The 12488-nt window shown below is 71.5% G+C and carries 13 protein-coding genes and 1 tRNA gene; 6 read left to right on the plus strand and 8 right to left on the minus strand.

Going from position 1 to position 12488, the window contains the following annotated elements:
- Together ACRX5W_RS00495 and ACRX5W_RS00500 are read right to left on the minus strand one after the other, a co-directional pair.
- The coding region (locus tag ACRX5W_RS00495) for a glycosyltransferase 87 family protein (RefSeq protein ID WP_436785857.1) at positions 1–1205 on the minus strand (1205 nt) is incomplete at its 3' end.
- Positions 1206–1240: 35 nt separating this feature from the next.
- The gene (locus ACRX5W_RS00500) at positions 1241–2071 is read right to left on the minus strand and encodes a glycosyltransferase (RefSeq protein ID WP_436785858.1); all 831 of its coding nucleotides are present in this window, start codon (positions 2069–2071) and stop codon (positions 1241–1243) included.
- Between the two features lie 574 nt (positions 2072–2645).
- Between ACRX5W_RS00500 and ACRX5W_RS00505 the strand changes: the two genes are divergently transcribed.
- The 3 genes from ACRX5W_RS00505 (at position 2646) to ACRX5W_RS00515 (ending at position 5139) form a co-directional block, all read left to right on the plus strand.
- A complete protein-coding gene (locus ACRX5W_RS00505; RefSeq protein ID WP_436785859.1) occupies positions 2646–3392 on the plus strand; it encodes a bifunctional DNA primase/polymerase in 747 nt (248 codons plus the stop codon).
- Between the two features lie 182 nt (positions 3393–3574).
- Positions 3575–4336: a hypothetical protein gene (locus ACRX5W_RS00510; RefSeq protein WP_436785860.1), complete on the plus strand. Its 762-nt coding sequence runs from the start codon at positions 3575–3577 to the stop codon at positions 4334–4336.
- 104 nt (positions 4337–4440) lie between these two features.
- On the plus strand, positions 4441–5139 hold the full coding sequence (locus ACRX5W_RS00515; protein ID WP_436785861.1) for a hypothetical protein: 699 nt from the start codon (positions 4441–4443) through the stop codon (positions 5137–5139).
- 367 nt (positions 5140–5506) lie between these two features.
- On the opposite strand, the gene ACRX5W_RS00520 is transcribed toward ACRX5W_RS00515, so the two are convergent.
- The 3 genes from ACRX5W_RS00520 to ACRX5W_RS00530 all read right to left on the minus strand — a co-directional run bounded on the left by ACRX5W_RS00520 (position 5507) and on the right by ACRX5W_RS00530 (position 8256).
- On the minus strand, positions 5507–6472 hold the full coding sequence (locus ACRX5W_RS00520) for a DUF5926 family protein (RefSeq protein ID WP_436785862.1): 966 nt from the start codon (positions 6470–6472) through the stop codon (positions 5507–5509).
- A gap of 201 nt (positions 6473–6673) precedes the next feature.
- Complete coding sequence (locus ACRX5W_RS00525) at positions 6674–7156, minus strand: ATP-binding protein (RefSeq protein WP_436786738.1); 483 nt, start codon at positions 7154–7156, stop codon at positions 6674–6676.
- A gap of 284 nt (positions 7157–7440) precedes the next feature.
- The gene (locus ACRX5W_RS00530) at positions 7441–8256 is read right to left on the minus strand and encodes a glycerophosphodiester phosphodiesterase (RefSeq protein ID WP_436785863.1); all 816 of its coding nucleotides are present in this window, start codon (positions 8254–8256) and stop codon (positions 7441–7443) included.
- 190 nt (positions 8257–8446) lie between these two features.
- Between ACRX5W_RS00530 and ACRX5W_RS00535 the strand changes: the two genes are divergently transcribed.
- The 3 genes from ACRX5W_RS00535 to ACRX5W_RS00545 all read left to right on the plus strand — a co-directional run bounded on the left by ACRX5W_RS00535 (position 8447) and on the right by ACRX5W_RS00545 (position 10765).
- Positions 8447–8848: a zf-TFIIB domain-containing protein gene (locus tag ACRX5W_RS00535; protein ID WP_436785864.1), complete on the plus strand. Its 402-nt coding sequence runs from the start codon at positions 8447–8449 to the stop codon at positions 8846–8848.
- Between the two features lie 176 nt (positions 8849–9024).
- Positions 9025–10545: a S1C family serine protease gene (locus tag ACRX5W_RS00540; protein ID WP_436785865.1), complete on the plus strand. Its 1521-nt coding sequence runs from the start codon at positions 9025–9027 to the stop codon at positions 10543–10545.
- A 131-nt stretch (positions 10546–10676) separates the two neighbouring features.
- Positions 10677–10765: transfer RNA gene (locus ACRX5W_RS00545), tRNA-Ser, on the plus strand.
- 316 nt (positions 10766–11081) lie between these two features.
- Here the strand turns inward: ACRX5W_RS00545 and ACRX5W_RS00550 are convergent.
- The 3 genes from ACRX5W_RS00550 to ACRX5W_RS00560 form a co-directional block, all read right to left on the minus strand.
- Positions 11082–11432 (minus strand): hypothetical protein, encoded by a 351-nt coding sequence (locus tag ACRX5W_RS00550; RefSeq protein ID WP_436785866.1) that lies wholly within the window; start codon positions 11430–11432, stop codon positions 11082–11084.
- A gap of 161 nt (positions 11433–11593) precedes the next feature.
- Entirely contained in the window at positions 11594–11962 is a 369-nt protein-coding gene (locus tag ACRX5W_RS00555) for a hypothetical protein (protein WP_436785867.1), read from the minus strand.
- A gap of 42 nt (positions 11963–12004) precedes the next feature.
- On the minus strand, positions 12005–12409 hold the full coding sequence (locus tag ACRX5W_RS00560; RefSeq protein ID WP_436785868.1) for an ATP-binding protein: 405 nt from the start codon (positions 12407–12409) through the stop codon (positions 12005–12007).
- Positions 12410–12488 lie beyond the last annotated feature (79 nt).

Below are 12488 nucleotides of genomic sequence, written 5' to 3' on the forward strand. Positions count from 1 at the left end.
CGCGCGAGCACAGGGGCGAGCAGCCATGCGACGAGGGCGAGGGACAGCCAGCCGATCAGACCGATGAGCGTGCGTGCGTCGTCGGCGCCGAGAGCGGACTCCAGCGGTTTGACCGTCAGCCGCAGCGGCATCGCGAGGGAGACGAGTCTGCTGTTCTCCCGCATCTGCCCGAACGCCTGCGTCCCCAGTGGCAGGTACGCCAGGAGGCCGACCGCCAGGCCGGTGCCCAGCAGCACGCCGGCGTCCCGGCGCCGGTGCCGCAGCCCCCACACCAACGCGAGGACGTACAGCCCGAGGGTGATCTTCGCGGCGCACGCCAGGCCGATCAGCACGCCCGCGAGCGGCACCGAGCGGCGCACCGCGACCAGTGCCGCGACCGCGAGCGCGACCGCGAGCGCGTCGAGGTGCCCGGCGTTGACCCCGACGAACAGCAGCAGCGGATTGAGCAGCCACAGCACCGCGACCCGCGTCCGCGCTCGGTTCGCCGCGGCAATGCCGCCGGTCCGCTCCGCGCGGCCGGCGGCCGCGTGTTGCAGCAGCAGTCCCGTGGCGACGAACGCGAGCGCGCCGATCAGCGTCAACACCAAGACGGCCGTGTGCGGGGACGGGCCGGCGACCTTCGCGGCGAACCACTGCTCGGCGGTGGCGACCGGGCCGTACACCGACGGGGTGTCCTGCCACGGCGCCTCGACCGCGATCCCCACCGGATCGCCGCTGTCGGCCAGGTCCTGCGCGGTGTCGCGGTACGGGTTCCGGCCGGTCGCCGCGAGTCGGCCGTACGCCGCGTACACCAGGTGGTCCGCCGACCCCATCGGCGGTACCAGCACCGCGGCCACCGCCGCGCCCGTGCCGACGATCGTCAGGCGCCGCGGATCCGGTGCCCAGCCCCGACGCAGCGCGAGCATCGCCAGGCCCAGCCCGGCCGCGCCCACCAGCGCCGACCCCAGGAGCAATCCGGTCACCACAGCGGCCGACGGATCCGCGCCCAGGTGGTAGGGCGGCAGCCGGCCCGGGCTCCCCGGCACCGGCGGCTGCGCGGCGCTCGGCCCCAGCAGGCCAGTGGCGAGCAGCAGGCCGATGCCGAGGCCGAGGCACGTCAGCGCCGCGACGCCGTAGGCCCGAAAGGCGCGTCCGCCCGCGTTCGCACTCACGGTTTCCGGGCAGGCGGGCGCCACCCCGCTCTTCACCGCCTCGTCGTGTTTCACGTGAAACGTCCGCGCTCGCCGGGTGGCCGACCGCGTCAGCCTGTCCTTTCCGAAGGATCCGCCGGTGTTCCGCCACGTCGTCCGCGCACCGCGCCCGGCAGCGCGCCGACCGCTCCGCGCGTGGCCAACGCGCGCGCCACATGCGCGTACTGCCGCGCCCGGTGCAGTTGCGCGGCCCAGTCCTTTCCGGTCACCCGGTGGTGCAGGTCCACCTCGACCTCGTGCACCGCGTACCCCTGCCGGACGAGGTCGATCGTGAGGCCCGTCTCGACGCCGAAGCCGGCAGCCAGCGGCAGCGCCGCCTCGAACGCGTCGCGGGTCAGGCAACGCTGCCCCGACAGCGGCTGCGTCGCGGCGAATCCGCTGGCCCGGCGGATGCCGTCGCGGGACGCACGCACCACGAATCCGCGCCCGCCGCCGGCCTGCTTCTGCGGCGGCAGGATCGCGATCGTCATCGCCGCCGCGCCGTCGCGCACCGGCGGGATCAGCGCCGCCGCGTTCGCCGCGCTTTCCTCCAGGTCGGCATCCAGGAACAGCAGAAGATGCGCTGTATCCGACCCGCCGCGCCCCTCGCGCGCGTCGATCGCAGCCACCGCGGCGGCCCCGGTCTCCATCGCGGCCGCCTTGCCCCGGTTCCGGCCGTGCCGGACGACGACCGCACCCGCCGCCGCCGCGGTCGCCACCGTGGCGTCCCGGGACCCGTCGTCGACGACCACGACGAGGTCCACACCGTCGATCCCCAGCGCCGCACGCACGGTCGCGGCGATCCTGCGCTCCTCGTCGTGCGCCGGGATCACCACCGCGGTCGGCGCCGGTGCGCCGTTCGCCTCGTCGGATCCGCCGATTCCGGATGCCTCAAGTGCCATGGCAAGGGATCGTAGAACCTGGGCAGGCGTGCCATGTCTCTCGCACCCGGGGCCTGCGGCGCGGCGGCGTGCCCGGGTTCCGCGGAACGGGTAGAAAGAAAGTGGAGGTCGTCACATACCTCCGGTGGAACCCCACGGCGTGGCGCATCGTCCTTGCAGAAGTGAAGAGCTGATCGGGATCATCCGCCGGATTGGTTTGGCCGGGTGGTCTTGAGTGGTCCCGGATGGCCTCCGACATGCCACGGAGCGATGCTGCTCCGCCGCCCGGGGTTTCACCCGCACGAGAGCTACGCCTGTCCGCGCCACCGTGCGCCATGTCCCGCCACCCGGCCCGCGTATGGCGCGCTGCAAAACTTGTTCGACAGAGTGTCGGGCGTCGATCGGGACACTCTTGCGGACACAAGTCCCATACAGCTCAAGACAGCTCAAAACGGAACCGGTTCCGGAAGGGACGCGGCCCGCCCGACGGGTGGTCGCGGCCCGGCGCACCACACAGGCAATGCCCTGGCAGGTCAAGCGAAGTTTCCAGCAGTTTCCGGCATTTCCGGCAGGCTCACGGAAGGGAACGAGCGCCATGCTGCGCGAGATCCTCGGAAAGCGACGTAGGGAACGATCCGCACTGCTGTCCGCCGCGGTGGCGTGTGCCCGATGGGATTGGCCCGTGGTCCCCGGCGTGGGCCTGGACCGGTGGGCGTGCACGTGCAGTTGCGGCCGTGACGACTGCGCGCTGCCCGGGGCGCATCCCGAGCCGCCGGCCTCCGCGCTCCCGCTCGACCCGGTGGCCGGACCGGCTTCGGGGCTTTCACCAGGTCGTTCGCCTGCGACCGTGAGGCCGCCGCTGATCGCCGCGAGTGCCGACGAGCGCATGGTGCGCTGGTGGTGGGGCCGCTTCCCGGACGCCCCGGTCGTGCTGGCCACCGGCCGCCGCGTCGCCGCGCTGAGCGTGCCCGAGGAAGCCGGCGTCCGCGCGCTGGGGCAGTTGCGGATGCTCGGTGTACGGACGGGACCAGTGGCGGCTTCGCCGGGGCGGTTCGCGTTCCTGGTCGCGCCGTACACTCTCGACGAGCTCGGCGACCTGCTCGACCGCTACGGCCTCGACCGGTACGGCACGGTTCCCTTCACACTGCGCTGCCACGGCGACGACGGCTATCTCGCGCTGCCGCCGTCGCGCGCGCCGGGCGGGCCGCTGCGTTGGGCGGTCGAGCCGTCCGGGTCCGCCGTCCCGGGAACCTCCGCGCCGTGGCTGCCGCATGTGGCCGACCTCGTGCGCACCCTGGTCGACACCTGTCATTCGGTCACCCAGGTTCGCCGATCAGCCTGAACGCGCGCCGGAAACGCGCCGGGCGCACGCCCTGGCACGCAAACTTTCGTGCCGCATGCGGCGGATACGGAGTGTCGCGTTCCTGTTCTGACGTGTGTCCGCCCGACCGCGCGGCATGACTCCCAAGGCCCCTGAGACGGCGGTAGCGTGAGGGCGGTCGGGGCGGCTCGGGGAGGACGGATATGCGTCAGCCGGAAGGGCACGAAGCCGGTGCCACGCGGGGGTTCGCAGGCGCGCACGGCGCGCGTGGGCCCGTACCGAACGACCGGAACGGCTCCCCGCTTCCCGCCGCGGTCTCCGCCGGGCTGGAGAGCCTGGCACGCCTGTGCGTCGACCTGGACCTCGCCCTGGAGGGCGCGGACCTCGCGGTGGGCAAGGTCCGCGTCGCCCACGAACGCGCCCGGCAGGACGAATCAGGCGCGACGTTCCAGCCCAGGACGGCCGTCGCGTGGCAGATGGAATGCCTCGTCTACACCCACTACAACGGCATCCGGCGGCTGGCGTTCGAGCGCAACGCCGCCTACGCGCTCGCCGCCGCGTCCGTGCTCCAGGCGATCGTCGACGGCCGCGTCCCCGGTGACGCCGAGCTGGTCCCGGCGGGCGACCCCGACCAGGTCCGGCGGATCCTGGACGACGCCGCCGCGCTGCGCGACATGCTGCCGCGCCCGATCACCGGCAACAACGAGGTCGACGACGTCCTCGGCCGCGCGCACCGGGCAGTGCTGCGCGCCCTCGGTGCTGCGGGCGAGCAGGAACTCCCCTGGAGTCAGGCGCACTTGCATCTCGCGGAACTCGTCGACGAACAGGCGCGGCTCGATCCGCCGGTGTCCGCCGGCGAGCCCGGCATCAACATCTCCCTGCGCGCGTACGCCCAGGGCTGCCACGGCGTGGTCCTCGGGATGGCCCCCGGTGGGTGGCTCAGCGCCGGACCCACCGCGGGCTGAACGAGAGATCGTCGCGGAACCCGCCAGGCGATAGGCTCCTTTCCGCCAATGACCGGGTTCCGCGAACCGCGTGCAACGGGCGGGACTTTGCGCGAGGAGACAGCATGCAGCGGGCACGTTCGGCACGCGTTCGCACCGCGGCGCTCGCCGCGACGGTGGGTATCTGCCTGGTCATTCCCCTCGCGGCGGCCTCGGCCGATTCCGCCCGGTCCAAGTCCGCCACGGCCGACGGGAGTTCCGTCGTACCGACGCCGCGTCCGTCCGGCTCGTACGAGTTCGGCAACGGCGTCGACCCGGAGGCCCCCGACGGCGCCGATGTCGTGAAGCAGCTTTTGGCCGGTACGAACTCCCCTGCCATCAAGGGGACTTCCCCGACACCGAGCAAGCCGGCCCCGGGTGGGACGGCAGTGCCCGCAGCGCCTGCCGCACCGCCCGCCGCCGCCACCCCGGCCGCCGCGGCCTCCACCGCGTCGGCGAACACCGTGTGCGGCAAGGCCGCCGAGGCGCCCGGCGGGGTGCGGGCGCAGGCCTGCGTCGCGCGCGAGGGCGGTGAGGTCTGGGCCCGGGTTCACTACCGCAACCCGACCGCCGAGCCGCTGGTCGTGGCGCTCGTGCTGCTGCGCCCCGACAACGGCACGGTCGAGATGCGCTGCACGATCGACGCGGGCGCGGACGAGGGCCAGTGCGAGACGCCGCGGCTGCGTACCGACGAGCCGTTGGCGCTGTGGTCGGCGATCGCCGAGATCGCCACGGCGGACGAGTCCCGCAAGGTGCTGCGCGCCGGAACCGCCTCGGCCCAGTGAGATCGGCGCTGCGGTCGGCGCCGCGGGGCAGGGGCGGAATCCAGCCATTTTCCGCCGTCCGCGCGCGTCGGCGCGTGCCCGCCCGAGGCCTTCCCGGAAACAGCCCCAACAAAGAAAAGGGCCCGGCCGCTGAAGACGGGGGATGCATCAGCGGCCGGGCAGGATCAAAGGTAACAGGCAACTTGCCAGTACCCAAGTCCGGGGTGGAATTGGACCAGGTCCAATGTGTCGCGGGCCTCCCACCCTCGGGAAACCCGCCCCGGAGCCGGGCCTGCTGAGGCTGTCGGGGCGCCGCCTCCCGTAAGCGCGGGAGAGTCTCCGACAGCCGGCCGTGCCCGAGGTCGTTCCCGGGCCAGGCCGGGCGAGATCAGTTCAGCGTGATCTGCCGATTGAGCAGACCGTTCCGCGCACTGCGCTGACGTGGCGTCAGCGGGCTCTCGTCGGCGAGGGATTCAGCCAACCGTGCGCCGAATTCCGTCGCCGGCTTCTCGACGTCGTCGGCGGACATCCCGCCCGGCAGGTCCCACACCGGAACCAGCAGGCCGTGCGCCCGGAACGAGCCCACGAACCGCGTGCCCTCGCCCAGCGACGAAGCGTCGGCGGCGTGCAGGCGCGCGATGGCGTCCAGCAGCTTCTCCTCGGGGTGCGGCATGACCCAGCGCAGGTGATTCTTCTCACGCATGCTGCACCAGTAGGCCGCATCCACCGACGTCAGGCGGGCGGTGGGCGTGGCGGCGGCGTTCGCGCGCTCCAGCGACGCGGCCACCTCGCCGGTCGCCGACTCGGCGTCCTCGACCCAGAAGTCGAACCCCTCGTGCACCGTCACCTCCAAAGGTGCGGTGACGTCCAGCAGGTCCTGGAGCCGCGGCCCCGGGCCCGGCAGCGGCCCGGGCGTGACCGGCGAGCCGTCCTCGGCCATGAGTGCGCGTTCCAGCGCGTCCGCCAGGTCGCGGCTCACATCACCCGAACTCGTGTGGGTTTGCAATCCGATGAGGATCGCCCCATTGTCGCGGCGCAGCGCGGGCCACGCCATCGGCAGGACCGTCGCCAGCGTGACCGAGCGGTCCGCCTCCGCACCGGCCAGGGTGAGCCGCGCGGTCGCGGCCGGTACCAGTTCGCGCAGCGCGACCCAGTCGCACTCGTCCGCGAGGCCTTCGAACGGCCGGTGCACCAGGGTCTCAGCGGCGGTCGACGCCTCGCGACCGTGGCACGCCTTGTAGCGGCGGCCCGAGCCGCAGGGACAGGGTTCGCGTCCGCCGACCACCGGAACGGTGTCCGTGGCGGTGGTCGCGTTCGTGGTGTAGCGGCCCTTCCGCGCGGCCTTCTTGCCCATGCTTGAGATCTCTCCCGGTCGCAGATCGCGGATCCAGGGCCTGCGGGGGATCCCGCCGGATCCGCGTACCGGCCCGGCGCGGCCGTCGACGCGGACGTCCGACTCGGACTTCCGTACGTGCTCTGGACGATTGACGACCGCGAGCGTAGTCCGCTCCGTGCATTTAACCCATTCCGCGACGTCGCGGCCGGGTCGGACAGGTCAGCCGTCCAGCGGCTCGACGGCGTCGAAGTCGAAATCCCAGACTTCGTCCGTCTGCTCACCGGTTGCCACGCGGATGGGGAGCAGCGCCCACACGGTGACCTCGTCCGCCGTACCGCGCACCCCCCAGTCCGCGGCCAGCGCGTCGATGATCGACAGGCCGCGCCCGCCGCGCGCGGTCACCGACGGGCTGGGCTGCCGGGGAAGAGTGGGTCCGCCGCCGTCGGTGACCTCGATGACCAGAACGCGGTCGGAACGCACCGCCCATGCCGCGCGGACGCTCCCGTCCGGCAACGGCCGGGCGTGTTTGAGGGCGTTGCTGAGAAGTTCGGACAGGACCAGCGCCGCGTCGTCGACGACGGCACAGTCGAAACCGCGATCGGTCAGTCCGGCGATCAGGCGGCGCCGGGCGGTGCCGACACCCACGGAGGCGTGCGGGACGAGTACAGCTTCGGAATCGGGCACCCCACGGGCCACGACCATTGCCACCCCCGGACCTCCTTCGCAGCACACGTCGGCCAAGGGATGCCCGGTGCGCCTGGATCGGAAACTGTCGCTCCGTCAGCCCGCGCACCCGCGACCGGAGGGAAAACGCCCGGCAGTGCCGGTTTCTGCGCGCTTTTGATCGGATGCACGGATTGGCGGACGGGACGGAGTCCTATTTCTACCCGTACGCCCCGACCCATTCGCAAGAGCCGGCAGCCACGGCAGTGCGCCGCGAGGCAGTGCGATGCGTCACAGTCGCGCCCAAAACCCGGGAGGCGGCACTATTTCCTGTGGCCGGCCAACTGGTCCAGGACGCTTCCCGGCCGGTTCGTGATGATGGCGTCGACGCCCAGGCGCACGCACAGCTCGACGTCCTCGGGACGGTCGACCGTCCACACGTGCACTCGCTGCCCGGCTCGGTGCAGGCGCGCGACGAAGCGCGGATGGGCGCGCACGATCTCGATGCTGGGCCCGGCGATGGAGACGCCCTTGGGCAGCGTGCCGTCGCGGAAGCGCAGCGGCACCCGCTCCATCAGGAACACGACGGGCAGGCGCGGCGCGAGGTTCCGGATCCGCCGCAGCGACATCTGCGAGAAGCTCATCACCCGCACCGGCGAGGGCCGGTCCGCGATCGGATGGGCGAGCCCGAAACGGTCGAGCAGTTCGACGAGTCGCCGCTCGACCAGGCCCGCGTAGCGCGTCGGGTGCTTGGTCTCGATCGCGAGTTGCACCGGCCGGCCGGCGTCGACGACGAGTTGGAGCAGGCGGTCGAGCGTCAGGACGGACGTACGGTCCCACTCCGGCGCCTCGGGGTCCTCGGCGTGTGCGGCGTCCGCCTTCCACGAGCCGAAGTCGAGCGCCGAGAGCTCGGCGAGTTCCAGAGTGGAGACCAGGCCGCGGCCGTTCGACGTGCGGTTGACGCGGCGATCGTGCACACACACCAGGTGGCCGTCGGCGGTCAGGCGCACATCGCATTCGAGCGCGTCGGCGCCGTCCTTGATCGCTTTGTGGTACGCGGCGAGGGTGTGCTCGGGGACGTCTTCGGACGATCCGCGATGCGCGACCACCTGGACGGCCGGCCCGGAATGAGGACTCACCCGGTCATCGTGCCACCTCGTCGCCCGCGTGTTGCCAACGTGTTGCCAACAGCAGGTAACCGCACGTCGACACCGGGTGGTCGGGTGCGTGACCGAGGCGCCGGGCCAACTTCCCCTTGCCGGAGGCATGTTCCCGGACGCCTTCCCGCGCGCGGGCACGCCGGGCGCGATCCGCGAGTACGTTGGCGGCATGAATACGCTGACCTGTCCGCGCTGCCGCGGCATGATGCAGACCTTCCAGCGCGTCGGTGTGACCATCGACCAGTGCACGAACTGCCGGGGGATCTTCCTGGACCACGGCGAGTTGGAGCAGATCCTCAACGCCGAGAAGAACTGGGTGCAGCAGCAGCCGTACCCGCAGCAGGGCTACCCCCAGCAGGGCCCGCCCCCCGCGTACGGTGCCCCCGCGCCCGGCTACGTCGCGCCGGCGCCCGCGCCGCATCCGCAGGGCGGCCACGGCTACTACGGCCACGGCAAGCACGGTTCGCACGGCGGTTACTACGGTCACCGGCGTGGCGGCCACGGTTACTACGGCCACGGGCGGCACGGGTATGGTCACCGCAAGAGCTTCATCCAGCAGCTCTTCGACTGATCGCCGGCCCGCCGTTTGCCGCCGCCGGCCGTCGCGCGCGCCGGGCGGTTGCGTCTCGGCCCGCGGATAATCCCGGGATAAAGAAGACCGTGCCTCCGGCGCCCGTCCGCTAACCGTGTTCCGACACGGCTTCGGGGACCCTGGAGGCGCAGAGTCCCCGATGAGTGGAGGTCCGAGTGAACGACGAACGCGAGGTCGCCGGTGGCGCACCGGCACCGGGGGAGGAAAACCCCATCGCGCCGTCCGAGCCCGAGGCGTTCCCCGGATCGGACGGTGGCGGACCCGCCGCCGAGCACAGCACACCGTCGTCGGCCGGGGAGCCGTCGCAACAGACCCGGCCGCCCGCGCCGCCGGTCCAGCCGCCGTCCACGCCACCGGCTGCGTCACCGCCGGCCGAGCCTGCCGCCCAGCCGCCCGCCGCGGACCCGGTGGCCACCGCGTTCGCGGCCCCGGCGCCCGACGGGAACGCCGCGGGCACGGCAGGCGCCGGCGGCACGCCGCCCTACGGTTTCCCGGCCGCGCCGTACCCCGGTCACCCCGGATTCGGCGCGCCCGCCCCCAAAAAGCGCCGTCGGCCGAACCCGCTGGTGGCCACCGCCGTGCTCACCGCGCTCCTCGCGGGTGGTATCGGCGGCGGGATTGGCGCGTGGGTCGCCGACCGCGACGACGACACGGCCTCGTCGAGTGTCACCACATCCAATCCGCCCGTGAACCCCGCGTCGATCAACCGCGCACCGGAGTCGGTCGCCGGAATAGCGGCCAAGGCGCTGCCCGGCACGGTGACCATCAAGACCAAGAGCGGCACCGGCCTCGGCGTGGAGGAGGGCACCGGCGCCGGGTTCGTCATGGACACCCAGGGCCACATCCTGACGAACAACCACGTCGTGTCCCTCGCCGCCGACGGCGGCGAGCTGACCGTCACGTTCTCCGACGGCAAGACGGTGCCCGGCAAGATCGTGGGCCGCGCCGAGGGCTACGACCTCGCGGTGGTGAAGGTCGACGGCGTGCAGAACCTCCAGCCGCTGCCGCTCGGCGACAGCGCGAACGTCGCGGTCGGGGACGCGGTCCTCGCCATCGGTTCGCCGTACGGGCTGGACGGCACCGTCACGACCGGCATCATCAGTGCCAAGAACCGCCCGGTCGCGTCGGGGGACCAGCAGCAGGTGTCGTACATGAACGCCCTGCAGACCGACGCGTCGATCAACCCCGGCAATTCCGGCGGCCCGCTGCTCGACGCCCAGGGCAACGTCATCGGCGTGAACTCGGCGATCCGCTCGGGCGGCAGCGCCGACCCGTTCTCCGGCCAGCAGTCGACCGGCAGCGTCGGCCTCGGCTTCGCGATCCCGATCAACCAGGCGAAGTGGGTCGCGGAGACCCTGATCGCGACCGGCAAGCCGGTGTACGCCCAGGTCGGCGTCATCCCCGACCCCGAGTACAGCGGCGTCGGCGCCCGCATCCGGCAGAGCTCCGTCCAGGGCCAGCCCCCCATCACCCCGAACGGCCCCGCCGACCAGGCAGGCCTGAAGGCCGGCGACATCATCACCAAGCTCAACGACCACACCATCACGGCCTACGAGGACCTCTTCAGCGAAATCTGGAGCCACAAGCCGGGTGAAAAGGTCAAAATCACCTACCTCCGCGACGGCAAGGAAGCCACCACCGAAGTAACCCTCGGCCAACGCCAAGGCGACCAGTAACCCCCACCGCGACCCTGCCCCACAGCCGGGTCGCCCCACAACCACCCCTCCCCCACCCCAAATCCCCGGTGACCGCACCCCCACCCCATGAGACACTGTCCACGCCCGCCCGCACCCGGGACCACGGGCATGGAGGGCTCGCCTAGCGGCCGATGGCGGCGGTCTTGAAAACCGCTAACTGGGGTGACCCAGTTCGTGGGTTCGAATCCCACGCCCTCCGCGTGACAGGCCATATGAGGCCCCTGACCAGCAACAACGGTCGGGGGCCTCGGCGTTGCCTGACTCACCGCGAGACGCCGCTGTATCCCCCGGCTCCCTGTGTCATCGGGCACGCGAGGGGCACGGGTGGCGGATCACCGGAACACGCCGAAGCGCCACGCGGCATTCAACTTCACGAGTTCGACGCTGGGAATTCTTGGCCGAAGGCGGCTGCCTGGCGCGCGACTGCTTGGGTATCGACCCGCACGAGGTTGCGACCTCGACGAAAAGGGATGGGCAGTAACTTCGCGACTTCGCCCAAGTGTTGATTCGACAGATCAACGGAACCGAGCGGGGCGTTCGAACCAGCCTGAGGCGAGACCGATGCCCGGCGGGATGGGGCGGCCTTGCCGGTACGCCTCGATTGCACCGGTAAGCCGGTTGTTGACGACTTGCGCGTGCGCCACATCCAAATCCACCAAGGCAAGGGCGAGCTGTGCTGTCAACTCCACTGCCGCAGGAATGCTGAGGAACAAGGGCAGCGCCGGCTGCGGTGTGTGAGTACCGAGGTGCTGCTGGACGTCGGTTCGGCCTCGCAGCACGATCGGTTGATCGGGTGAGGGGCATCGGACGACTGTGACGTCGAGGCGGCCGGGAACGAAGTCGCGATAAGTGGGCAAGCCGAGCATGATTGTGGATTTCCTCTGCGTTTGGAACGAGCACTACCTGCGATCGCGCCAGGTGGGGTGGCCGTCGAACCTTCGGGGGTATGAGGTTCGCCGCCTGCCCCGGCTTGGTGCTTACCGCCGTGGCGGACAGGCGGTTCAGCTGCGGCGCTGTACGCGGGCTGTCAGCGCGATCGGGCGTCGTGGTGGCGTTGTGCGGCAGATGGTGATCGGCCGAGTCGCCCCGCGATTTCTGAGAGGAAGGCGTCGCGTTCTCGGTCTGATTCGAGGAGGATTGCGACCTGGTGGCACACGTCGATGGCAGTGAGCCGTTGTGCGTCCGTGTCGCCAGCCCACGGGACGAGGTTGCGTACGAGGTCCTGGACGTGCCGGGCGGTCACCACGACGTATGACCAGGCCCGCACGTCGAACTCGCCGTCGTACTCGTCGCTTTCGAACACCAGGGCGGCGCAGGACGGAGCGATGAGTGCGGGGGCCAGGCGGATGGGGGCTGCGGGGTTCTGGCGAATATGTGGTGCGGTCGCCTCGAACATGGATTCCCCTGTGGGTTGGAAGCTGATGAGCTGTGGGCGGCTTCAGGGCGTGGTCGCGAATGCCGCTGAGACGACGGTTCTGCGTTGATTCACGTGGACCTGGAGGGCTTTGCAGAGGGACAGGGCGATCAGCAGGCCTCGGCCGCACGGCATGTCATCGTCGGGGCGCGTGACGAGGGCCAATCCCGGCCACGGGTGTGACGCGTTGTCGACCTCGACCCACAGCCGGCTGCCGCTGCGGTAGATCCACAAGTGGATCGGCTGCGCCAGCCCGTGGATGACCGCGTTGGTGACCAACTCGTCGACCACGAGCACGACTTCGTATGCGTCGGAGATCAAACCGCGGCATGCCGTCTTGGTGAGGCGGCGTGCCTGGGACGCTGCCGTCGGAACGGGGTCCAAGAGCTCGTGCAGGAGCACGGTGGTCGCTGGCTCTGCTGCGCGCACGACGAGGCCTCCCTATTCCGGCGGCGTCGGGTAGCCGCCTGATCTGGCGTGACACCAGAAAACGCCTGCCTGTAAGGAG

It is taken from the genome of Yinghuangia sp. YIM S10712, from assembly GCF_051388935.1.
In the GTDB taxonomy this organism is placed as follows: domain Bacteria; phylum Actinomycetota; class Actinomycetes; order Streptomycetales; family Streptomycetaceae; genus Yinghuangia.